Source organism: Bradyrhizobium erythrophlei (genome assembly GCF_042430365.1).
Lineage (GTDB): Bacteria > Pseudomonadota > Alphaproteobacteria > Rhizobiales > Xanthobacteraceae > Bradyrhizobium > Bradyrhizobium erythrophlei.
The window spans coordinates 1-21,489 of sequence record NZ_JBHMET010000072.1 but is presented as its reverse complement, the minus strand read 5'-3'; the positions used below and the strand labels follow the sequence as shown (position 1 = coordinate 21,489).

The following is a 21,489-nucleotide window of genomic DNA, read 5'->3' as shown; positions in this document are numbered from 1 at the left end:
CGATGCGATTTGTCGAAACCTGGACCCCGGCAACCGTGGTCGCGACACGCGACCTGACGCCCGGCATCCGCGAATTCCTGCTGCGCCCGGACCATGGCGGCGGCGCCGCCTATCCGGTCGGCAGCCATATCGAGGTCGGCGTCACCGTCGACGGTCAGCCGCAGACGCGCTGCTATTCGCTGGTCGGCGAGGCCGATCCGCATGGCTACCGGATCGCCGTCCGCCGCGCGCCGGACAGCCGCGGCGGTTCGCGCTACATGTGGTCGCTGGCGTCAGGGGCGCGGATCACCATCACGCTGCCGACCTCGCTGCTCCAGATCGACTGGACGCGGCGGCATTTCTGCCTGGTCGCGGGCGGCATCGGCATCACGCCGATCGTCGGTGCCGCCCAGGCGCTCGCCCGTCGCGGTGCTGATGTCACGCTGCATTACGCGGTGCGCTCGCGCAATGACGCGGCCTATCTGGATACGCTATGGGCCCTGCTTGGCGATCGCCTGGTCGTCCATGCCGGCGATGAGGGCCGACGGCTCGATTTCCATCGGATGTTCGCAGCTTTGCCGCAACAGGTCATGACGCTGTTCTGCGGTCCGATGCGGATGCTGGATGCAGCGCGCCATGCCTGGGAGGCGGCCGGCCGGCCGATGACCGATTTGCGCTACGAGACCTTCGGGTCGAGCGGCCGGTTGCCGACGGAAGCGTTCCGGGTGCGGCTGAAGGATGAGGGCGTCGAACTGGTGATCCCGCGCGACCGCTCGTTGCTCGACGTGCTCAACGAGGCCGGCCACGAGGTGATGAGCGACTGCCGCCGCGGCGAATGCGGCGTCTGCGCCCTCGATATCGTCGATGTCGACGGCGAGATCGACCATCGCGACGTCTTCTTCAGCGACCACCAGAAACGGGACAACCGCAAGATCTGCGCCTGCGTCTCGCGGGCCCGCGGCACCGTCACGGTGGACACGCTGCACCGCGCCGACGCGCTTTAGCCAGTCAGGCCGCGTGCGTTGAGCGGGGCCTTTCAGGGTCAAGCAGGGTTACCGCCTGCTCGGCCGGGACTGGCCGGCCGATCAGGTAACCCTGGACTTCGTCGCAATTGGTCTGGCGCAGATAATCGAGCTGATCCGTCGTCTCGACGCCCTCTGCCACCACGCTGATGCGCAGGTCCTGGGCGAGGCCGATGACCGATTTCACGATCGCGGCGCAGTCCGGTTGTGTCAGCATGTCCCGGATAAAGGACTGATCGATCTTGATCCGGCTGAACGGCAGTTTGCGCAGGTAGGTCAGCGACGAGAAGCCGGTGCCGAAATCGTCGAGCGCGACCGTCACGCCGAGCTGCAGCAGCGAGTTCAGGATCGACGACGCCGGCCCATATTTCGAGATCAGCATTGACTCGGTGATCTCGATCTCGAGCCGGTCCGGTGAAACGCCGGCGTCCGCGAGCGCCTGCACGATGGTCTGCAGGATGCCGGCATTGTGGAATTGCGCCGCGGAGAAGTTCACGGCCATTCTGACGTTGCCGGGCCAGGTCGAAAGCGTCGCGCAGGCGCGGCGGATCACCCACTCGCCAATCTGGTGGATCAGTCCGGTCTCCTCGGCGATCGGAATGAACTCGCTCGGCGGAATCAATCCTCGCACGGGATGCCGCCAGCGCAGCAGCGCCTCGAAGCCGGTGATCCGGTTCTCGTCGATGTCGAGGAACGGCTGGTAGACGAGGAACAGCTCATCGCGTTCGATGGCAAGCTCCAGGTCGCGTTGCAGCGCGCGGCGGTGCCGGGCCGACCTGTCGTCGCTGGCCTCGAAGAAGCAGATGGTGCCCGGGCCGGCCTTCTTGGCGCGATAAAGCGCGATGTCGACGTGCTTGAGCAGGTCATGCGACGTGGTGCCGTCGCGCGGCGCCAGCACGATCCCGACGCTCGTAGCACCGGCGACTTCGCAGCCGTCGATCAGGAACGGATCGGCAAAGGCCCCAACGAAGCGCTCGGCGATCTCGAATGCGTCTTCCGCCCGGGCGAGGTTGGCCATGATCAGCCCGAACTCGTCGCCGCCGATGCGGGCGACATGTTCGGCCGCGCGCGTGCAACGCTGCAGCCGCGCGGCGACCTGAACCAGGAATTCGTCGCCGGCCGGGTGGCCGAACCGATCGTTGATGTCCTTGAAGCGATCGAGGTCGAGCAGAAGCACCGCGAACTCCTCGCCGGAATGCGTCAGCCGCTTCAGGGCGTCGGCGAGGGATTCGTTGAACGCGAAGCGGTTCGGCAGATGCGTCAGCGGATCCTGCCGGACGGACTTTTCAGCCTCAAGCTGCGCGATGACGCGCCGCGTGAACGCGAAGGCGTTGACGAACACGGCGCGCAACAGCACCGCGCCGTAGACGACGACCAGGATTGCCACCAGCAGGTAGACGAAATCGCCGTTGCGGCCGAGACAAATTGCGGTGCCGAGGAAGATCGGGGTGGTGAACGCGATCGCCGCCACCGGGATCGTGGCGAACGCCAATGCGCCGCCGGCGAGCATGCCCGCGCACAGACAGGTGATGACCAGCTGCGCGCCGCTTGAGGCATTGTTGAAGAAGGCCACCGGGACGACGCCCCAGGCGCTCCCGAGCAGGAGCGCGTTGCGCACCAGGCGGTACATGGTGTTGCGCGAAACGAACTGGGGTTTTGTGATCCGCCGCGCCGAGTGAGCCTGAAATCCGAACGCGAGCGCGGCCGAAACCACCGCGGTTGCCCATACCAGCGCGGTGATCCGATCGGGCGAATGCCATAGCGCGGCGGCAAGCACGATGGCGTTGCAGGCATTGGCCACCATGATGCCGGCCGAATAGCCGAGCACGAGCGACATCTGCTCGGCGCGGATCTGTCCGGCAAGGGACTCATCAACCTGCGGTCCGCCAAAGGCTGCGAGATCACCGGCAAAGAGCTGCTTGAAATAGGAACTCAAGTACATTCGCATTCGACCCTGCACGGTTGGCCCAACCGCTGGCCTTGGCGGTGGAAAACTCTCTGCAAACCTTTGACAATGTATGAATTATTTAAGCGACATGTCCGTCGGGACATCACACATCCAATTCCACGCGGCAGCATCGCTAACAAATCGATACAAAGGCGCGACAGTCATTTCGAAGGATCGAGATGCGGATGGCTGTTCCGCACGATTTGTGTCGTTCCAACCACTGGTTGCGGACGTGCGGATCACGCGGGCTTGAAGGCCGGTCACGTTTTCGCGATGAATTTGCGCGGTCGGCCTGATGAGTTCGGCGGTGGTCAAACCAGGAGGACCGACGCGCTGCTCGACAGCTGCATGTCCGCGCCGTCGTCGTGAGCGCCGGGGAGTTCGGCAAGAATCATCGGCGAGCTCGATCCCGCCGCTGCCACCGAATGCATCGTCATCGCGACGCAGGGGAGAGCATCCATCGCGACGGCGTTCTGACGGTCGTCGAGCGCGACCATCTGTTCGAAGACGGATGCGACAAAACGCCGTCGCGAGTCATCGTCAGGCCCGGCCGCTACGTCTTTGCGGTCGCCGCGAACGTCGATCAGCTCAATATGCTTGTCAGGCAACTGCTCCAGAACCTGAGCGCAGGGCGCCAGCCTTTTCAAGACTGCGCTTTGTCTATACCACCGGGAGAAAGTCTCGGGGGAAACCAGTGAACAACAATAATGACGTCGCCGAATATGATTACGTCGTGGTGGGGGCTGGCTCGGCCGGCTGCGTGCTCGCCAACCGGCTGAGCGCCGACGGCAAGCATTCGGTGCTGCTGCTCGAGGCCGGGCCGAAGGACACCAACATCTGGATCCATGTCCCGCTCGGCTACGGCAAGCTGTTCAAGGAAAGATCGGTCAACTGGATGTACCAGACCGAGCCCGAGCCCGGGCTGAATGGCCGCCAGGTGTTCCAGCCGCGCGGCAAGGTGCTCGGCGGCTCGAGCTCGATCAACGGCCTGCTCTACGTGCGCGGACAGCACGAGGATTACGATCGCTGGCGCCAGCGCGGCAATGCCGGCTGGGGCTATGACGACGTGCTGCCCTATTTCAGGAAGGCCGAGAACCAGCAGCGCGGCGCCGACAAATATCACGGCAGCGACGGTCCGCTGCCGGTGTCGGACTGGCGACATCATGATCCGCTGTCGGAAGCCTTTGTCGTCGCAGCCGCCGAGGTCGGCATCCCGACCAACCCGGATTTCAACGGCGCGACCCAGGAGGGCGCGGGCTTCTTCCAGACCACGACGCAGCGCGGCCGGCGCGCCAGCACGGCACGCGCCTATCTGCGGCCGGCAATGGCGCGCGGCAATCTGCGCGTCGAAACCTCGGCGCTGGCGCAGCGGATCCTGTTCGAGGGCCGGAAGGCAAAAACGGTCGAGTACAAGCAAGAGGGGCGGTTGCGCAAGGCAAAGGCGCGCAGGGAGATCCTGGTGTCGAGCGGCGCGTACAACTCTCCGCAATTGCTGCAGCTCTCGGGCGTCGGCCCGGGCGATCTCCTCAAGCAGCACGACATCGAGGTGGTGCTCGATGCGCCCGGCGTCGGCAGTGACCTGCAGGACCACATGCAGGTGCGCATCGTGACGCGCTCCGCGCAGGCGGTCACGCTCAATGACGTCGTCAACAACCCCGTTCGACGCGTTATGGCGGGCCTGCGCTACGCCGCGCTGCGCAAGGGGCCGCTGACGATCGCCGCCGGCACGTCTGGCGCGTTCTTCAAGACCAGCCCGCGGCTGGCCTCGCCCGATATCCAGATCCATTTCCTGCCGTTCTCGACCGACAAGATGGGCGAGAAGCTGCATCCGTTCTCGGGCTTCACCGCGTCGGTCTGTCAGTTGCGCCCCGAGAGTCGCGGCTCGCTGAAGATCAAGAGCGCGGATGCCTCCGTGCCCCCGGAAATCCGCATCAACTATCTCGCGACCGAAACCGACCGCCGCGCCTTCATCGACGGCATCCGCATCCTGCGCAAGATCCTGGCGGCGCCGGCTTTGAAGCCTTACGCGGTCGCCGAGGTCGATCCCGGCGCCAAGGTCGTCAGCGACGAGGATCTGCTCGAGTTCTGCCGCCGCACCGGCAGCACGGTCTACCACCCGACCTCGACCTGCCGCATGGGCAACGACGCGCTCGCGGTCGTCGATCAGCGGCTCAAGGTCCGCGGCATCGAGGGCCTGCGCGTGGTCGACGCCTCGATCATGCCGGACCTGATGTCGGGCAATACCAACGCGCCGACCATCATGATCGCCGAGAAGGCGTCGGACATGATCCTGGAGGACGCGCGGTAGGACGTTGCGCGGGGGTGACCGGTGATAGGTTGCTGTGCCGTAGCCCGGATGGAGCGCAGCGAAATCCGGGGGGCGTCCTTCCCAGCACGAGAGCCCCGGATTGCGCTCCGCTCCATCCGGGCTACGCAGCCTCAGCCCTTATACTCTCGCACCCGCTTCACCATCTGCTCGACATGGGCGATCGGCGTTTCCGGCTGGATGCCGTGGCCGAGGTTGAAGATCAGCCGGCCCTTGCCGAAATTCTCCAGCACGTCGTCGACCGAGCGATCGAGCGTGGCGCCGCCGGCGATCAGCGCCAGCGGATCGAGGTTGCCCTGCACCGCGACGCGGGTCTGCACGCGCTCGCGGATCATCGAGGGTTCGGTCGCCCAGTCGATCGAGACGGCATCGACCCCGGTTCGCTCCACATAGGCCGGCAGCATGCCGCCGGCGCCGCGGGGAAAGCCGATGATCTTCGCATCCGGCACCTGCCTGCGCACGCCGGCGACGATGCGCTCGGTGGGCTCGATCGACCAGCGCGCGAATTCCCGCGGCGGCAATACGCCGGCCCACGTGTCGAAGATCTGCAAGGCGTCGGCGCCGGCACTGAGCTGGCCGATGAGGTACTCGATCGAATTCTCAACCAGCACGTCGATGATTTTGGCGAATTCATCCGGATGGCGATAGGCAAGCATGCGCGCCGGCGCCTGATCCGGCGTGCCCTGGCCCGCGACCATGTAGGTCGCGACCGTCCACGGGGCGCCGCAAAATCCGATCAGCGCGACGTCGGGCGCAAGCTCGCGCCGCACCCGGCGCAGTGCCTCGTACACCGGTTCGAGCTTGCCGAAATCGGCGCGCGGGGCGAGGGTTGCGATCTGTTCGGGTGTCGCCAACGGATCGAGCCGCGGACCCTCGCCGGCCTCGAAGCGCACCGCGCGGCCGAGCGCGTGCGGGATTACGAGGATGTCGGAGAAGATGATCGCCGCATCGAACTTGAAACGGCGGATCGGCTGCAGCGTGACTTCGGCGGCATAATCAGGCGTGAAGCAGAGATCGAGGAAGCTGCCGGCCTTCGCGCGCAGCTCGCGATATTCCGGCAAATAGCGGCCGGCCTGACGCATCATCCAGAGCGGCGGTACGCTTTGCCGGCGGCCGGATAGCACTTCAATGAACGGCTTCGTCGCGGAATCCTGGGGCACGCAAAAAGTTCCTGATCGCAGCGGATATTCGGAGCCCCCTGATACACGGCGCGTCGGGCCGGGCCAAGGCAGATGTGGAACACCGCCTTCGTCCGGGACGTTATTCCGCCGAGTATGGAGGGATCACATGGCCGAGAAATTCGATCCTGCCGCGCATGACAAGCATGCCCAGGATTCCCGTGAGGCCCTGGTCGCCGACCGGGAAGCTCATGCCAGATTGCAGGCCGGTCTGGAGGGCAGCTTTCCGGCTTCCGACCCGGTCAGCGTGACGCAGCCCGCTCCGACCAGGCATGATCGCGATCGGAACAATTCGTCGCTGTGGGACAAGGTGAAGGCGATATTCCGCTAGTCGCCGTACTGCATCCGGTCGCACTGTATCCGGTCGAGGTCAAACGTCACGCCGATCCGGCGGTCGATGCGCCAAACCACAAAGCAGTGCCTCCGGAATGGTTCGGTCTCGATCGCGAGATCGAACGCGAACGGGATTTCCACGTCGCTTTCGACGACCAGCCCGGCGCCGCTGGTCGAGATGTTGAGCACAACGCATCCGAGGCTGACCCATCCGAGGCGGGCGTCGCGAAAGGAGATCGCCCCGGTCTTCATCAGGATAGTGCGTTGACTATCCGTCTTGTACCTCTTCAGGATCGTATCCACGTTCCCGCCCTCTGCCGCCGAGCTCCGCCTGCGCGTGGCCCCTAGTTCACGAGGACCGCGCCGTCGCAGCGAATACCCATCACCCAGACGTCGGCTTGTCCGATTCCGACACCGAGCGTCGCAAGCACGGATGCCAGCACCTGATCGACCGAGCTGGTCGCGCCGCTCAGGATGCCGGCCACCGTCGAGCCGAGGCCTGGAATCGGAAGCGCGAGCGGGCCGAGATTGACGTTGAGCGAGAGATCGCCGAGCAGGCTCGAGGTCAGCGACGAGGTGAAATTGGTCGTCGTCACCGTCTTCTTGACCACCGATTGAATGTCGACATAGCTGAAATCGACGTTGGTGGGCGTGGTGTTGCCCATGCCGGCATGCGCGCGGCCTGTCACCGTGATACCGGGGAGAGTGACCAGCGTTGCCGCCGGCGGGTTCGGCTTGCTCGTGAAGTTGGTCATGTCGGCTGTGGTGACAGCGCCGATCCAGGCGTCGACGATGCCCGGTGTCACCCCCAGAGTAACGGTGGACGTGCTGACGTTCGGATGGCCGCAGGAGACCGCGTTGAGCGTCGCGGTCCCCGAGGCAACCTCGACATAGACGGGCAGGTTGACGGTGGAGACGCTGCCGCTGCCGAGCACCTGAATCGTGACGAGCACGCGGGTCTGTGCGGTGTGGACGCTTGCACCCTGGGTGCCGAGCTCGACCCAGCTCGAGCCGACCGGGCGTTCGCCCACGGTCGCAAGCACCGACACATTGGCGATGCCGGGCAGGCCGAGATTGACCGAGGTCGCGATCTGATGCGTGCCATTGGCAAGCTGCGCCGTCGCGTTAAGCAGATCGAAGATCGATACGCCGGCGCTGAGCTTCGGCTTTTGCCCGACGGTGAGGTTGGCGAAGGGGCCGACGTCGATCAGCGAACCGGGCGTGACCTTGGTCGTGGTGCCGGTCAGGGCCTGGGAGATCGTGGACAGCGCCGTCGTCGCGGAGTTCGCGCCGTTGGTGACCTGCTGCGTCGTCAGCGCGGCGGCGACGAGGTCGGCGACCTTGATGTTGCTGGTCAGCAGGCTGTTGTAGGTGACGCCGGTCATGTTGACCCGCGTCGCAAGCGTCGACAGGAAATCAAGGGCGTCGATCCGCGCGTTGATCAGTGCCTGATAATCCATCGCCGACAGCGACAGCGTCGTGCCCAGCATGCTGCCGAGCATTGCGTTGATCAGCCCGCCATTGATCGCAAGCAGCCGCGACCCGATCGCGAAAGACGCCATCGCGGTCGACGACGCCGTGGCTGACGTCTTGATGGTGTAGGCGCTCGAGCCGGTCAGATAGCGCGCGAAGTAGAGCGGGGTCTGGGTGTTCAGCGTGACGCGGGCGGCATTGGCGGTGCCGGTCGCCGGGGTCACGAAGCGGGCCTGTGGCGTGATCGTGCTGTCGGCCGTGTATGTTCCCAGCTCGACCTTGACCAGCGCGTTGGCCGGATATTTGTTCTGGGTCACGGTTGCGGTTGCGGCGTTGACCGCGTTGGTCAGGTTGCTCGCGGCGATGATCGCGGAGAGGTCGGCGGTGCTCTGCGCCTTCCGCCGGTCGGCAAAGATCGAGCCGACATCCACCGCGAGTCCCGCGCATCCGATGACGAGCGTCATCAGCCCCGCGCTGATGATCGCAAAGTTTCCCCGTCGGTCGGCGCCGAAGCGCCGCAGCAGCGTCGCCATCGCGGCCATCTCAGAACCCTCCGTACTGGATCGCGGCCGAGCGGACGATCGTGCTCGACGGGGCGGGAACGAACGGCAAGTGGTAGATGAACATGCCCGACGCGTCGTAGTTCACGGTCACGACGTAGACGTTTGCATTGCCTGCCGACGGCGCGGCGCTGACCGACAGGTTGTTGGGAACGATCAGCGGATAGGTCGAGGCGTTTGCGGTGACGTAGCTCGTGGCCAGGCTGCTGCGTTCGCTATCGGTCATGCCTGCGATGGAGGACCGCGCCGCCTCGGCGGCGAGCTGCTGGACGCCATGGATCATCGCCAGATAGGAGCCGAAGACGACGATGCCGAAAATGATGGCGAGAAACAGCGGCAGCATGATTGCGAATTCGACGGCCGATGCGCCGTTGCGACAGCGAAAAAATCTGGTCATTGCATACCTCGTAACGCGAGCAAGTAGCCGACGTTGCGAGGCTTTGATTAAGGAAAACTATGAAAATGCTTCCGCGAATCAACGCGGGTGATCGGCGCGAATAGGCACACCACGCTTTATGGGGTGGGAGCCGACTTATGGAGCGATCAAAATTTTGGATGCGACCTCCGCAAAAGTCCGGGGTTCATAGCTGACAGGTGTGTCAACTTCGGTCGCCCGATACCTCAGCAAACCGAGAAATGCACGCAATGATACACATGGCGCATGATCGCCCAAAATTGAAACTAAACCATTGTGCAACCAAATGTTAGTATAGCTAGATGTCATCTGTTGGAGATCGCAATTGCGTCCCGTGCTGAGATTGGAGGGCTCGCGATGCACAGACCGCGTCAATATTTGAATATCCCTACTGAGATCGTTCGTACTGTCGTTGCCATTGCCGAAACGGGAAGTTTGTCGAAGGCGGGAGAGCGCCTGGGTCTTAGCCAGCCGGCGATCAGTTCGCAGGTGAAGCGGTTGCAAAGCCTGGTTGGCGGGGCGCTCTTCATCCGGACCGCCAACGGGACGACGACCACCGAGCTCGGCAAGGTCGCAGTGCAGCAGGCCAGGCGCATCCTGGAAGCCAACGATCAGCTGCTTCGGCTCGGCGGCAACAACGAGGGACCGCAGCCGCTGCGGCTGGGCATCAGCACGTTGCTCGCCGACGATTTCATGAAGCGCCAGAACGCCGAGACGTTGGCCGACGTCTTCATTCACGCCGATTTGTCCACGACCGTCATCAGGGGAGTGATCGACGGCTACATCGATATCGCCTTGGTCTACAGCAATCCGCTGGTCGATGTCGAAGGCGAGGTCACGGTCGCCAACGAGGCCGAGGAACGTTCAGTGTGGGTGCGAGCCCGGGATTTCGTATTGCGGCCGGGCGCGCCGATTCCGATCCTCGCATGGCCCGGCGACGACTGGATGATCCGAACCCTCACCAAGCACAACATCTCGTACAAGATCGTGTTCAGGAGCCCGAACCACCAGTTGCGGCTGGAGGCGGCGCGGGCGGGCTTTGGTTTGACCGTCATTCCCGAGCGAATGATCCCGCCCTTCCTCGTTCCGGCGAAGGATTACTACCTTCCCGATCTGCCGGCCCACAAACGCTTGCTGTGCGCGCGGCCGGGCCTGGAAGGTGCCCGCGCGACGGCGCAGCTGCAACGCATGTCGAGCCAGTTCTTCAACGGCGCGAAGGCGGTGCGCCAGGTCGGCGCCGGCTAGAGCAATTTCGGTTCTGATTGAATCAGAACCGAAGCTCTAGATTCTTGTTTTGACGCGTTTTCTTCACGCGAACCGGCATCCACTTCGGTCGAAAACGCTCTCGTTCGACCCGTTCCGCGCGCTCCGGCGCGACTATGGGCGCTCAATAGTGTGGCGGCCGCTCGTTGGCTGGGCCCGGCGCCTGACGCTCGGCTTCCTGCAGACGGTCGCGCAATTCGGCGATCTGGCGCGTCAGCGCGTCGATCTGCTTCCACTGCGCCGTGATGGTCTGGTTCAGCGTCTCGATGGCGTCGTCCTGGTAGGTCAGCCGGACCTCGAGCGCATCGATGCGTTTGCTTAAGGCGGCGACGTCAGTCATGGCTTGCGTCCTCGCTCGGGCGTTCGCGCAGGCCATGGCCGAGCGCGACGCGCTCGTCGAACACGAAGCATTCGCCACGCCAGCGGCTCGCCTGCTCCGGCATCTCCTCGAGATATCTGAGGATGCCGCCCTTGAGGTGATAGACCTCGGCAAAGCCGCGGCCGAGCAGGTACGCGCTCGCTTTCTCGCAACGGATGCCGCCGGTGCAGAACATCGCGATCTTCCGGTGCTGCGCCGGATCGAGATGGTGTGCCGTAAATTCCTTGAACTCGCCGAAACTCCGGATACCGGGATCGACCGCGCCCTCGAACGTGCCCATGGCGACCTCGAACGCGTTGCGGGTGTCGAGCACGAGCGTGTCGGCGGAGGCGATCAGCGCATTCCAGTCGGCGGCGTCGACATAGGTGCCGACCCGTTGCGTCGGATCGACCGTGGCATCGCCGAGCGTGACGATCTCCTTCTTCAGCCGCACCTTCAGCCGCCGGAACGGCATCAGCGCGGCTTCGGAGAACTTCAGCTCGAGATTGCCGAGCCGGCCGCCGAACAGCGGACCTTCTTGCAGCTCCGCAATGAAGGCATCGATGCCCTCGGCGGTGCCGGCGATCGTGCCGTTTATGCCCTCATGCGCCAAAAGCACGCTGCCCCTGAGGCCGAGGCCGGCGCATAGCGCGCGCAGCGGTTCGCGCAGCGCGCGGAAGTCCGGCAGCGCGGCGAACTGGTAGAAGGCGGCGACCTTGAGGGGCATGGCCGGGGGTTTATCAGGCCGTCAGGGCGGGCGAAACCCCGCAAAGCCATGCGAAATCGTGATCTTTCCTCTGGCATGCCAGGCATTGCCCAGCCGGGGATGAATGTGCGATGTACGTCGCGCCCACCCGGACCAGCGCCAGAAAACCCCCGATCAAGCGAGCACTCAGCTATGAGGAATTTCCATTTCGCCGGCCGTTCCACTGTCCACGCCCAGAACGCGATGGTGGCGACATCGCATCCTGCGGCTGCGCTCGCCGCCATCGAGGTGATGCGCGAGGGCGGTACGGCGGCGGACGCGGCCGTTGCCGCCTGTGCGCTGCTCGGCGTCATCGAGCCGCAATCGACCGGCATCGGCGGCGACTGCTTCGCGCTGGTTCAGCCGAAAGGCGAGGGCAAGATCGTCGCCTATAACGGGTCCGGCCGCGCCCCGATGGCGGCCAATGTCGATTGGTATCTCGAGCGCAAGATCCATTCGGTGCCGCTGACCTCGGCGCACGCCGTCAGCATTCCCGGCGCGATCGATGCCTGGGACGTGATCCTGAAGAACCACGGCAAGTTCGGCTTCGACCGGCTCCTGCAGCCCGCGATCAAGGCCGCTGAAGAGGGCTACGTCGTCGCCCCGCGCGTCGCCTTCGACTGGAAGAACCAGTTCGAGAAGCTGAAGAACGGCACCAACACCGAGCGCTATCTGCTGCCGCAGGGCAAGCCGGCGGTCGCCGGCGACGTGATCCGCCAGCCCGAACTCGGCAAGACGCTGCGCGCGATCGCGCAAAAGGGCCGCGACGCGTTCTACACCGGCGAGATTGCCGCCGACATGGTGGACACGCTGCGCCGCATCGGCGGCCTGCACACGCTGGAGGATTTCGCCGCGCATTCGACCGAGACGACTGCGCCGATCGGCACCGTCTACAAGGGCTACGACGTCTGGCAGTGCCCGCCGAACGGCCCGGGCATCACCATGCTGGTCATGCTCAACATCCTGTCGCGCTTCGATCTGACGCAGTTCAAGCCACTCAGCATCGAGCGTTTCCACCTCGAGGCGGAAGCCGCGCGCATCGCCTACATGATGCGCGAGCAGCATATCGGCGATCCCCGCCACGTTCATGTCGACGTCGCCGGCATCCTCGCGAAGGAGTTTGCCGACGAGTACATCAAGAACATCCGGATGGACCGGCTGCTCGAGCTGCCCAACGTCGCCCCGCCGATGAATCCGTCGACCGTCTACATCACCGTGGTCGACAAGGACCGCAACGTCTGCTCCTTCATCAACTCGATCGCGCATTCCTTCGGCGCGGCGATCGTGTCCGACAAGACCGGCATTCTGCTGCAGAACCGCGCCGGCGGCTTCCGCATCCAGCCCGGCCACCCGAACTGCATCGCGCCGGGCAAGCGTCCGCTGCACACCATCATCCCGGCGCTTGCCACCAGGAATGGCCGCGCCGTGATGCCCTACGGCGTGATGGGCGGGCAGTACCAGCCGGTCGGCCAGACCCACGTTTTGACCAACATCCTCGACTATGGCTGCGACCTGCAGGAGGCGATCGACATGCCGCGCGGCCTGCACTACGAGGGTGTCTACCAGCTGGAGGACAGCGTGCCGGCCGAGATCGTCGAAGGGTTGAAGAAGATCGGCCACAAGACCACCAGCGTGGTCGGCCCGCTCGGCGGCGGTCAGGCGATCTGGATCGACTGGGACAAGGGCACGCTGACCGGCGGCTCGGACCCGCGCAAGGACGGCTGCGCGCTCGGCTATTGATCGCCGGGCCGTCAATCAAGGAAAGGTACCACAGATGCGATCTTCCCGACGGATGATCATCAAGACTGCGTTCGCCGGACTTGCGGCGGCGATATCCACGCCTGTTGTCAGCCAGATGGCAACGGCCCAAACGGCAGGAAAGCCCATGACCACATCTTCAGGCCTCCAGATCATCGACAGCAAGGTCGGCACCGGCGCCTCGCCGAAGTCCGGCCAGACCTGCGTCATGCACTACACCGGCTGGCTCTACGAGAACGGCCAGAAGGGCAAGAAATTCGACTCCTCCGTCGACCGCAACGAGCCGTTCGAGTTTCCGATCGGCCAGGGCCGTGTGATCAAAGGCTGGGACGAGGGCGTCGCCAGCATGAAGGTCGGCGGCAAGCGCACGCTGATCATCCCGCCCAATCTCGGCTACGGCGCGCGCGGCGCCGGCGGCGTGATCCCGCCGAATGCGACGCTGATGTTCGACGTCGAATTGCTGGCGGTGAAGTAACACCGGCAAAATTGTCGCAACGAAAGAAGACCGGCCTCGCGGCCGGTCTTTCCATTTCCGCCCGGAGCTAACGCGCCCTGGGCATGGCGACGTTCCGTTTTTCCTCTCGCTTGCGCGCGCACTTTTCGCTAGCGTTCCACGCACGAAACTCTTCCTCGAAAGCAAGAACGATGAGCGGTTCCCACGATCACACCCATTCCCACCCTCACGATCACCATCATGACGACGAGCGCTGGAAGCACGACGGTGTCCGCGTGATTCCCGGCAATCAGCTCGACCCGAACGTGCCGTCGACGGCGGGCATGGACCGCAAGGCCGCGATTAATTTCGCCCGCGTTGGCGCGCAGAAATTGTGGGCGGGCACCGTCAGCATCAAGCCGGACGCCAAGACCGGCGCGCATCATCACGGCCATCTTGAAAGCATCATCTATGTCGTGAAGGGCAAGGCGCGGATGCGCTGGGGCGAGAAGCTGCAGTTCACAGCCGAGGCCGGTCCGGGCGATTTCATCTTCGTGCCGCCCTATGTGCCGCATCAGGAGATCAACGCCAGCCGTGACGAGGTGCTGGAATGCGTGCTGGTGCGCTCCGACGGCGAGGCGGTCGCGATCAACCTCGACATCGAGCCGGTGGAGAAGCCGGAGACCGTGCTGTGGGTCGATCCGGTGCACCGGCATCCCGACGAGAAAAAGTGACAGATAGCGGGCTCGCCGCTGTCGCGGGGGCCTTCATGCCGAGGAGGTCCCCATGTCCCTGGTCCGCTACGAAAGCGCCGGCCATATCGCGACCATCACGATGGATCGTCTCTCGTCGCACAATGCGCTCAACAACGCGCTGTGCGACGAACTGCGTGAGGCCTGGCTGCGCTTCCGCGACAGCGACGATCGGGTAGCGGTGCTGGCCTCGGCGGAGGAGAAGTATTTTTGCGTCGGGGCCGACGTCAGGGATTTTCCCGCCAACATGTGGCAGGCGGTGCCGGGCCTCGGCGTCGAGCTCGACAAGCCGGTGATCGCGGCGACGTCAGGCTGGGTCGTAGGCGGCGGCTTTGTCCTGGTGCAGATGGCGGATATCTGCGTCGCCTCGGAGACCACGCGCTTCGTCTATCCCGAGGCCAAGATCGGCACCACCGGGGGTGGCGTTACGTCGGTTCTGGCGCGGATGCCGCACAAGATCGCGATGGAATTCCTCCTGATCGGCGAGGAGCTGTCGGTCGAGCGCGCCTACCAGATCGGCTTCGTGAACCGGATAACGCCGCAGGGGCAGCACATCGCGGTGGCACAGGAGATGGCCGCGAAAATCGCCGGCAATGCGCCGCTGGTCGTGCAAGCGCTGAAGAAGCTCGCCCGCGACGCCATGCCGAAGGGCCCGCTGGAGACGGTCGCCGAGGTGCGCCGGATGCTCGACGCCATCAAGGACAGTGAAGATCTCAAGGAAGGCGCGAGGGCGTTCAGCGAGAAGCGCAAGCCGAACTTTACGGGGAAGTGACGGAGTCATTCCGAGGCTCGCGAAGCGAGAACTAAGGTGCGCAATTGCGCACCTGAGAATCTCGCGCCACAATGTCGGGATTCCGGGTCCACGCGCGGCGGCGTGTCCCGGAATGACGTGCCGTACTTAAGCGAACACCCGGTGATCGATCGACTTGCTCGGCACGACATAGCCATACCGCGTATTCGACGGCTCTTGCCCCGCCTTCTCATACGCCGCCTTCATCATCGCGAAGCGATCGCCCTTCAATTCGAGCATCGTGCGCTTCGGCTGGATGTCGTAGAGCCTCGCATTGTTGCCGCCGAAGATCGCGCTCTTCACCGGGCCGTCGGCGAGGCCGAGCGGCGCATAGCCGAACTTCTTCTGCGACCAGATCCCGACCGGCACCTATCTCGACATGACCGCCAATTTGCCGGTGGTGCATCCGGAGAAGGTGCTGGCGCCGGTGCTGCTGGTGCGCGGCGAATATGACGGCATCGCCACCGTTGCCGACCTCGAGGAATTCTACAACCGGCTGCCGAATGGCGACCGCCAGTTCATCATCCTGCCCGGCACCGCGCATTCCGTGGCGCTCGCGATCAACCGCCAGCTGTTCTGGCACGTGACGCGGGTGTTTTTGACCATGCCGACGCCGATCGCGACCTGACGCCCCTGCGGCAGGACACCGCAATAAAAAAAGCTGCGGCGATGTCGGGAATCCCTCATGAGGTTCGTCCTTGGGACGCAACCCCATGAAAAGGAGCCTCCAATGGCCAAACTAATCTTCGTCAACCTGCCGGTCAGCGATCTTGCTCGTTCCACCGCCTTCTACGAGGCGATCGGCGCAACCCGGAATCCGCAGTTTTCCGACGACACCGCCTCCTGCATGGTGATCTCGGACACCATCTACACCATGCTGCTGACCCACGACAAATTCCGGCAGTTCACGCCGAAGAAGATCGTCGACGCCAGGACTTCGAGCGAGGTGCTGATCTGCCTCTCCGCCGACAGCCGCGCCGCCGTCGACGAGACCGTGAACAAGGCCAAGGCCGCCGGCGGCACCATCGATCCCGGGCCGCAGCAGGACTACGGCTTCATGTATGGCCGCAGCTTCGAGGATCCGGACGGTCACATCTGGGAAGTGATGTGGATGGATGTCGAGGCCGCGATGAAGGCGCAGACCGCCACCGCCTGATCGCGATCCCCGGAAGGAGCGAACGTATGTCCAAAGTGTCCCCCTGCCTGTGGTTCGACGGCGAGGCCGAGGAGGCTGCGAACTTCTACGTCTCGCTGCTTCCGGATTCCCGTATCGAAGCCGTCCAAGCCAATATCATCGACGGACCGGCGGGCAAAGCCGGCACGGTGCTGTTCGTCGACTTCACGCTCGCCGGTCAGCGCTTCATGGCGCTGAACGGCGGCATGAGGATGGAGTATACCCACGCGGTGTCGTTCAAGATCGACTGTGCCGACCAGGCGGAGGTCGATCGGCTCTGGGACGCGCTGCTCGCGGATGGCGGCGCAGCCGAACACTGCGGCTGGCTGCGCGACCGCTTCGGCGTGTCCTGGCAGATCGTGCCGACCGCGCTCTGGACGTATGTCTATGGAGCCGACCGCGGTGGCGCCGCGCGCGCAATGCAGGCGATGCTCGCGATGGTCAAGCTCGACATCGAAGGCCTCCGCAAGGCCTATGAGGGCAAGTCGGCGGCGTAGAGCGAGCAGGCATTCGTAGATGCGTAGGGTGGGCAAAGCGAAGCGTGCCCACCATTATGAGCGGAGCGTTCGTTGGTGGGCACGGCGCAAGTGCGCCTTTGCCCACTCTACGATCCCTCAATAATTGATCCGCAAGCCCACGCCGCCGTGGATGGTGTTGCCGACCGGCTGCGGGCCGGCGGTGCCGTTGAGGAAGAGGTCGGCGACCCAGCCCTTGGTGATGCGGAAGCCGAGCCGGCCGCCATATTCGAACCAGCCCTGGTTGCCGATCGTGGGCACGATGGTGCCCTCGCCGGTGACGGTGGCGACGATGCCGGAATGGTTGGCGAACGACTGCACCCAGCCGCCATTGATGTTGGCCTCGACGCTCGAGCCGAACAGATGCGTCCACTGGCCGCCGATCTTCACCAGGTTGGTGCGGTCGGTGCCGTCGGCGATGGTGGCGTTGAACGGATTGAACGCGACGCTGGTCGGATCGCTGTAGCCCTTGACGCGCTGCCAGAGCTGCCAGACCTCGACCGAGGCCGCGACCTCGTCGCGCGGCGACAGCCGCGTGATCCAGCCCGCGCGTCCGTAGACGCCGTAGTTCTCGCTTGACGTCTGGCCGGTGACCGACACGGCGCCGAGGCTCGTCGTATAGCTCCTGACATAGCGCACCTTCCCGAACGGCGAGAGGATGGCGCCGATGTCGAAGAACGGCCGCGACGAGCCCCAGTCGACGAAATCGTAGCGCAGCGCGAAGGCGCCGATTGGCGCGCTGGTGACGTTGTAGCCGCCCTCGCTATATTGCGTGTAGGCGATGCCGGCGAGCAGCGACAGGTTCGGCGTGATGTTCTTGCGGCCATGGATGCCGGCGGAGAACGAACCGGCCGAGCCGAAGGCGCTGACGCAGTCGTTGCAATTAACCTGCTCGTTGACGCCGAGCAGCACCGACCCGAGCACGCGGTTGGTGATCATCTGGTTGAAGCGCTGGTTGGCGAGGTCGTTGATCGAGCTGCCGCTCGACGGCGCGCCGGTGATCGGCGTCGGCGAAGGCGTGGGGCTCGGCGTTGGCGAAGGCGAGGGTGACGGCGACGGGGTCGGCGAGTAGCTCGGCGACGGGCTCGGAGAGCCCGATGGCGACGGGTTGGGATACGGACACTCGCCGTCACACGCGCTGGAGCTCGGCGATTGCGCCGCCGCAGCCGACAGGCGCGGTCCGACGAGTAGCAACGCCAATGCCGCGGTCAGCGCCGCGGACAGGATCAGCCTATGGGTGCGCCGTGCCATGGTCAGCGCCCGCACAGCATGCCGGTGGGATCGTCATCGACCGGCGGCGTCACCGGTGACGCGTCGGCATATTGGGTGACCGAGCAGAGTCCCGCCGTCTTGCTGCAGATCGCGGCAAAGGTCCAGGGCGAGTTGTTGGTCTTCTGGATCGTGGTGCGGCCGCCCGTCGAGGTGATGATCGCGGTGTCGCCGGGCTGCGTCAGCTCGATGCACTCGGACCTCGTGGTGCAGACCGTGGAGGCGCCTTCCTGCAGCACCACGGTGGTCTTGCTCCGCTGCGACAGGATATCGAGAATGGTGCCGCGCACGCCGATGGTCGCGAGCGGGGTCGTGATCTTGTAGGCGGCCTTGTCCGAATGGCCGGTGACGAAGCGGAACGCGCCCGACGTCAGGCGGATCGCGACGTCGCGATAATGATGATCGTCGTCGAACACGGTGCGGTCGAGCTTGAGGGTCGCGCTCGGCCCGAGCGAAAGATTGGTGCTGTCGATCATCACCAGCCGTGCCGCGCTGTCGAGACCGGTGCGCACGACCTCGTCGCGCAGCAGCGCATCGCCGACATTGATCCGCGTTGTCGATGCGGCGACGCGGAGCACTTCGTTCTTGACGACGGCGGCCTCGCCGACGCGGGTCTGCGCCTGAACGGGATGTGCCGTCAGCGCGATCGCAAGGCCGAGCATGAGGATTGAGAGAAAGGCGTGACGCGAATACATTTCAAAACCGATCGACTAGTCCCTGCATCGTACCGGATCGCGCCCGCATCGGATATTGCAAATTTACCACAAGCAGCGCCGAGTTGGCTCGACGGTTAGTGTCGATGGATGCGCGTTGCGTTCAACGCGATGGACATGAATGTCGATTGCGCTCACAGTCAACGAACTCGCTTCGACCTCACACTTCGCTCACACTCGCGCACGTCACATCACCCTCGATCCGTGAACATCGTGTCCAAATCACCTTCTGTTCTGCGTCATTCGGTCTCGCGCACGACGATGGTTGCGGTGGCAATCTTCATCATTGCGCACTGTGTGTTGCTGCTCGGTATCACCGCGCCCGAAAAATTCTATTTCGACGAGGTGCACTACGTGCCGGCGGCGCGGCAGATGCTGGCACCTGACACGGCAGAGCCGATGCTCAACCCGATGCATCCGCCGCTCGCCAAGGAGATCATTGCGCTCTCGATCAAATGGTTCGGAGACGGCCCGCTGGGATGGCGCTATCCCGCGACGTTGTTCGGCGCATTGGCGCTGGTCGGGGTCTATCTCTGCGGGCTCGCGCTGTTCGCGGACGAGCGGCGGGCGATCGCCTCCGTGCTGCTCGCCTTCTTCAATCAGATGCTGTTCGTGCAGTCGCGGATCGCGATGCTGGATATTTTCGCGATCGCCTTCAGCCTGTTCGCGATCGCTGCCTTCATTCGTGGCTACAGGCAAACCCGGCCGCAAGCATGGTTCGCGCTGGCGGGGCTTGCGGCCGGCCTTGCATCGGCGTGCAAGTGGAGCGGGCTGTTCGTGCTCGCGACCGCGATCGTGATCGTCGCCGCGATCCGGTTGATGCAGGGCTGGCGCACGCGCTTTGCCGACGGCGACGCGGAGGATTGGTACCGGCCCGACATGTGGCCGGATGTCCGCCTTCATCAATTCGTCGCCTGTTTCGTGCTGATTCCGGCGCTCGCCTATCTCGCGACCTTCGTGCCGTTGCACGGCCTGTCGCCGACCGCCATCCTGGAGGCGCAGCGCCGCATCTTCGCCGACAACACCACGACCGCGATCGCCGGCCACACTTACATGAGCTCGTGGCCGTCCTGGCCGTTGCTGGCGCGGCCGGTCTGGTATCTGTTCGACAAGATCGCCGACGACCGGATCGCGGCGGTCGTCTTCCTCGGCAATCCGCTGATCCTGTGGTCGGCGCTGATCGCGCTTGCGATCGCGCTGCGCGACTGGATCATCGCGCGCAAGGCCGATGCGTTTCTGGTGCTGGCGTTCTATTTCGGCCCGTACCTCGCCTGGGCGCTGCTGCCGCGCACGCTCGGCTTCATCTATTACTATCTGCCGGCGGCGACCACGGCGAGCTTTGCGCTGGTCTATGCGCTGACGCGCCAGGGCGCGCCGCGCTGGCTGCTGTGGGCTTTCGTCGCGATCGGCGGCGCAGGCTTCATCGCGATGCTGCCGATCTCGGCGGCGTTCATCGGGACGTCGATGGCGACGTTCAATCGGCTGATGCTGTTTCAGAGCTGGATTTGAACACGCAAGCGCCGCCTGCCGGAGTGCGGCAGGCGGCGCGATGGTGCGCGGATCACTGCGACGCGGTCTTGGCTTCCATGTTGACGACCTGGACGCGGCGGTTGGCCGGGTCCAGCGGCGCGTTCGGGTCCTTCGGCTTGGTCTTGCCGTAGCCGACGGTCAGGAGGTTGGAGCCGTTCAGGCCATACTTCTCGACCAGGTATTTCTTGATCGTATCGGCGCGGCGCTCGGACAGATCCTGGTTGTAGGCCTCGCCGCCGACTGCGTCGGTGTGACCGGCGACCAGGAACGTCGAGCCCTTCAGGCTGGCGTCGGACAGCGCCTTGCCGAGCTCCTGCACGGCCTGGGTGGAGCCCTTGGCAATCTCGGCCGAGTTGTAGTCGAAGTGGATTTCCAGATCGATCTTCGGCTTGGTGGCGGCGATCTCGGCGATCTCCTCGCGTTCGATACGCGACAGCGAGCGGGCCTGCCGGTTGCGTACGCTGTTCAGGACGGTCGTCTCCTTGGCGGAGGCGGCCGGATCGGCCTGCGCGCCGCCGGACATGCTCCGGGTGACCCTGGGCTTCAGCGCGTTCAGGATCTGGTCGGCGGAAACCGTGGTCTCGCCAGCCAGTGCAAGGCCCGCGGTCATCGACAGCGCGGCGCCGATCGTCAGAATGGACACTGAATAGTAGCGGGTCATGGTCGTGGTCCTCGAACCGTTGGACGCCAGCCACCTGGCTTGCTGACGTTTTGATGCGGCGACCATAGAGCCGGTTCAAATCCGCGAATGTGATATAGGTCACGTTCGAGGAGGCGTCGCCGTGCTGTCCTGTTCCGCCCGGTGGAACACCGGCCTTCCGACGCGCGGTATTGCCGGCCGCATTGCGGTCGCGCCGTCGCCGGCCTCGCGACAAACAATCGGCATGATGCGCGCCTAGGCCGGATCGACATTCACCGGAGCCAGACCATGGCGGCGGCGAGGTGGACGAATCCG

General features: G+C 64.6%; 24 protein-coding genes. 12 read left to right on the top strand and 12 right to left on the bottom strand.

The genetic code is table 11. The features are described from left to right. Window positions 1-2 precede the first annotated feature (2 nt). The gene (locus tag ACFFWD_RS13245) at window positions 3-983 is read left to right on the top strand and encodes a PDR/VanB family oxidoreductase (RefSeq protein ID WP_376965675.1); all 981 of its coding nucleotides are present in this window, start codon (window positions 3-5) and stop codon (window positions 981-983) included. A 4-nt stretch (window positions 984-987) separates the two neighbouring features. On the opposite strand, the gene ACFFWD_RS13240 is transcribed toward ACFFWD_RS13245, so the two are convergent. Next, window positions 988-2,949 carry a putative bifunctional diguanylate cyclase/phosphodiesterase gene (locus ACFFWD_RS13240; protein WP_376965673.1) on the bottom strand — a complete coding sequence of 654 codons (1,962 nt, stop codon included), beginning with the start codon at window positions 2,947-2,949 and terminating at the stop codon, window positions 988-990. Between the two features lie 311 nt (window positions 2,950-3,260). Beyond that, the gene (locus ACFFWD_RS13235; protein ID WP_376965671.1) at window positions 3,261-3,596 is read right to left on the bottom strand and encodes a hypothetical protein; all 336 of its coding nucleotides are present in this window, start codon (window positions 3,594-3,596) and stop codon (window positions 3,261-3,263) included. A gap of 47 nt (window positions 3,597-3,643) precedes the next feature. Here ACFFWD_RS13235 and ACFFWD_RS13230 point away from each other — a divergent pair, with 47 nt between their 5' ends. Continuing rightward, a complete protein-coding gene (locus tag ACFFWD_RS13230) occupies window positions 3,644-5,257 on the top strand; it encodes a GMC family oxidoreductase (RefSeq protein WP_376965669.1) in 1,614 nt (537 codons plus the stop codon). Window positions 5,258-5,388: 131 nt separating this feature from the next. On the opposite strand, the gene hemE is transcribed toward ACFFWD_RS13230, so the two are convergent. Further along, window positions 5,389-6,435, bottom strand: coding sequence for a uroporphyrinogen decarboxylase (gene hemE / locus ACFFWD_RS13225; RefSeq protein ID WP_376965667.1), 1,047 nt, complete (start codon window positions 6,433-6,435; stop codon window positions 5,389-5,391). 127 nt (window positions 6,436-6,562) lie between these two features. Here hemE and ACFFWD_RS13220 point away from each other — a divergent pair, with 127 nt between their 5' ends. Beyond that, window positions 6,563-6,784, top strand: coding sequence for a hypothetical protein (locus tag ACFFWD_RS13220; protein WP_376965665.1), 222 nt, complete (start codon window positions 6,563-6,565; stop codon window positions 6,782-6,784). Here the strand turns inward: ACFFWD_RS13220 and ACFFWD_RS13215 are convergent. Genes ACFFWD_RS13215 through ACFFWD_RS13205 form a run of 3 tightly spaced genes read right to left on the bottom strand, consistent with a single transcriptional unit; the run spans window position 6,781 to window position 9,216 of the window. Next, window positions 6,781-7,089, bottom strand: a complete 309-nt coding sequence (locus ACFFWD_RS13215) for a hypothetical protein (protein ID WP_376965663.1) — start codon at window positions 7,087-7,089, stop codon at window positions 6,781-6,783. The two genes, ACFFWD_RS13220 and ACFFWD_RS13215, sit on opposite strands and share 4 nt — an antisense overlap. A 41-nt stretch (window positions 7,090-7,130) precedes the next feature. Next, window positions 7,131-8,792 carry a pilus assembly protein TadG-related protein gene (locus ACFFWD_RS13210; RefSeq protein ID WP_376965764.1) on the bottom strand — a complete coding sequence of 554 codons (1,662 nt, stop codon included), beginning with the start codon at window positions 8,790-8,792 and terminating at the stop codon, window positions 7,131-7,133. Between the two features lie 10 nt (window positions 8,793-8,802). After that, window positions 8,803-9,216 (bottom strand): TadE/TadG family type IV pilus assembly protein, encoded by a 414-nt coding sequence (locus ACFFWD_RS13205; protein WP_376965661.1) that lies wholly within the window; start codon window positions 9,214-9,216, stop codon window positions 8,803-8,805. Between the two features lie 375 nt (window positions 9,217-9,591). Between ACFFWD_RS13205 and ACFFWD_RS13200 the strand changes: the two genes are divergently transcribed. Continuing rightward, window positions 9,592-10,479 (top strand): LysR family transcriptional regulator, encoded by an 888-nt coding sequence (locus ACFFWD_RS13200; RefSeq protein ID WP_376965659.1) that lies wholly within the window; start codon window positions 9,592-9,594, stop codon window positions 10,477-10,479. Between the two features lie 142 nt (window positions 10,480-10,621). Here the strand turns inward: ACFFWD_RS13200 and ACFFWD_RS13195 are convergent, their stop codons facing one another. Next, the gene (locus ACFFWD_RS13195) at window positions 10,622-10,837 is read right to left on the bottom strand and encodes a SlyX family protein (RefSeq protein WP_376965650.1); all 216 of its coding nucleotides are present in this window, start codon (window positions 10,835-10,837) and stop codon (window positions 10,622-10,624) included. After that, a complete protein-coding gene (gene trhO / locus ACFFWD_RS13190) occupies window positions 10,830-11,582 on the bottom strand; it encodes an oxygen-dependent tRNA uridine(34) hydroxylase TrhO (RefSeq protein ID WP_376965648.1) in 753 nt (250 codons plus the stop codon). The genes ACFFWD_RS13195 and trhO overlap by 8 nt, the downstream gene beginning before the upstream one ends. A 171-nt stretch (window positions 11,583-11,753) precedes the next feature. Between trhO and ggt the strand changes: the two genes are divergently transcribed. The 4 genes from ggt to ACFFWD_RS13170 all read left to right on the top strand — a co-directional run bounded on the left by ggt (window position 11,754) and on the right by ACFFWD_RS13170 (window position 15,315). After that, complete coding sequence (gene ggt, locus ACFFWD_RS13185) at window positions 11,754-13,340, top strand: gamma-glutamyltransferase (protein ID WP_376965646.1); 1,587 nt, start codon at window positions 11,754-11,756, stop codon at window positions 13,338-13,340. Between the two features lie 52 nt (window positions 13,341-13,392). Further along, window positions 13,393-13,833 carry an FKBP-type peptidyl-prolyl cis-trans isomerase gene (locus ACFFWD_RS13180; RefSeq protein ID WP_376965762.1) on the top strand — a complete coding sequence of 147 codons (441 nt, stop codon included), beginning with the start codon at window positions 13,393-13,395 and terminating at the stop codon, window positions 13,831-13,833. Between the two features lie 170 nt (window positions 13,834-14,003). Then, window positions 14,004-14,525, top strand: coding sequence for a cupin domain-containing protein (locus tag ACFFWD_RS13175; RefSeq protein WP_376965644.1), 522 nt, complete (start codon window positions 14,004-14,006; stop codon window positions 14,523-14,525). A gap of 52 nt (window positions 14,526-14,577) precedes the next feature. Next, window positions 14,578-15,315 carry an enoyl-CoA hydratase/isomerase family protein gene (locus tag ACFFWD_RS13170; RefSeq protein WP_376965642.1) on the top strand — a complete coding sequence of 246 codons (738 nt, stop codon included), beginning with the start codon at window positions 14,578-14,580 and terminating at the stop codon, window positions 15,313-15,315. A 126-nt stretch (window positions 15,316-15,441) separates the two neighbouring features. Here the strand turns inward: ACFFWD_RS13170 and ACFFWD_RS13165 are convergent, their stop codons facing one another. Next, window positions 15,442-15,702, bottom strand: coding sequence for a hypothetical protein (locus ACFFWD_RS13165; RefSeq protein ID WP_376965640.1), 261 nt, complete (start codon window positions 15,700-15,702; stop codon window positions 15,442-15,444). Between the two features lie 10 nt (window positions 15,703-15,712). Here ACFFWD_RS13165 and ACFFWD_RS13160 point away from each other — a divergent pair, with 10 nt between their 5' ends. The 3 genes from ACFFWD_RS13160 (at window position 15,713) to ACFFWD_RS13150 (ending at window position 17,004) form a co-directional block, all read left to right on the top strand. After that, the gene (locus ACFFWD_RS13160; RefSeq protein WP_376965638.1) at window positions 15,713-15,961 is read left to right on the top strand and encodes an alpha/beta fold hydrolase; all 249 of its coding nucleotides are present in this window, start codon (window positions 15,713-15,715) and stop codon (window positions 15,959-15,961) included. A 102-nt stretch (window positions 15,962-16,063) separates the two neighbouring features. Next, a complete protein-coding gene (locus tag ACFFWD_RS13155; RefSeq protein ID WP_376965636.1) occupies window positions 16,064-16,489 on the top strand; it encodes a VOC family protein in 426 nt (141 codons plus the stop codon). A 26-nt stretch (window positions 16,490-16,515) separates the two neighbouring features. Continuing rightward, entirely contained in the window at window positions 16,516-17,004 is a 489-nt protein-coding gene (locus tag ACFFWD_RS13150; RefSeq protein WP_376965634.1) for a VOC family protein, read from the top strand. A gap of 117 nt (window positions 17,005-17,121) precedes the next feature. On the opposite strand, the gene ACFFWD_RS13145 is transcribed toward ACFFWD_RS13150, so the two are convergent. Continuing rightward, a complete protein-coding gene (locus ACFFWD_RS13145) occupies window positions 17,122-18,273 on the bottom strand; it encodes a hypothetical protein (protein ID WP_376965632.1) in 1,152 nt (383 codons plus the stop codon). Window positions 18,274-18,275: 2 nt separating this feature from the next. Beyond that, window positions 18,276-18,953 (bottom strand): FecR family protein, encoded by a 678-nt coding sequence (locus ACFFWD_RS13140; protein ID WP_376965760.1) that lies wholly within the window; start codon window positions 18,951-18,953, stop codon window positions 18,276-18,278. A 312-nt stretch (window positions 18,954-19,265) separates the two neighbouring features. On the opposite strand from ACFFWD_RS13140, the gene ACFFWD_RS13135 reads away from it, so the two are divergent. Further along, window positions 19,266-20,513, top strand: coding sequence for a phospholipid carrier-dependent glycosyltransferase (locus ACFFWD_RS13135; RefSeq protein ID WP_376965630.1), 1,248 nt, complete (start codon window positions 19,266-19,268; stop codon window positions 20,511-20,513). Between the two features lie 52 nt (window positions 20,514-20,565). Here ACFFWD_RS13135 and ACFFWD_RS13130 read toward each other — a convergent pair whose 3' ends face one another. Then, window positions 20,566-21,195, bottom strand: a complete 630-nt coding sequence (locus ACFFWD_RS13130; protein ID WP_376965628.1) for an OmpA family protein — start codon at window positions 21,193-21,195, stop codon at window positions 20,566-20,568. Between the last annotated feature and the right edge of the window lie 294 nt (window positions 21,196-21,489).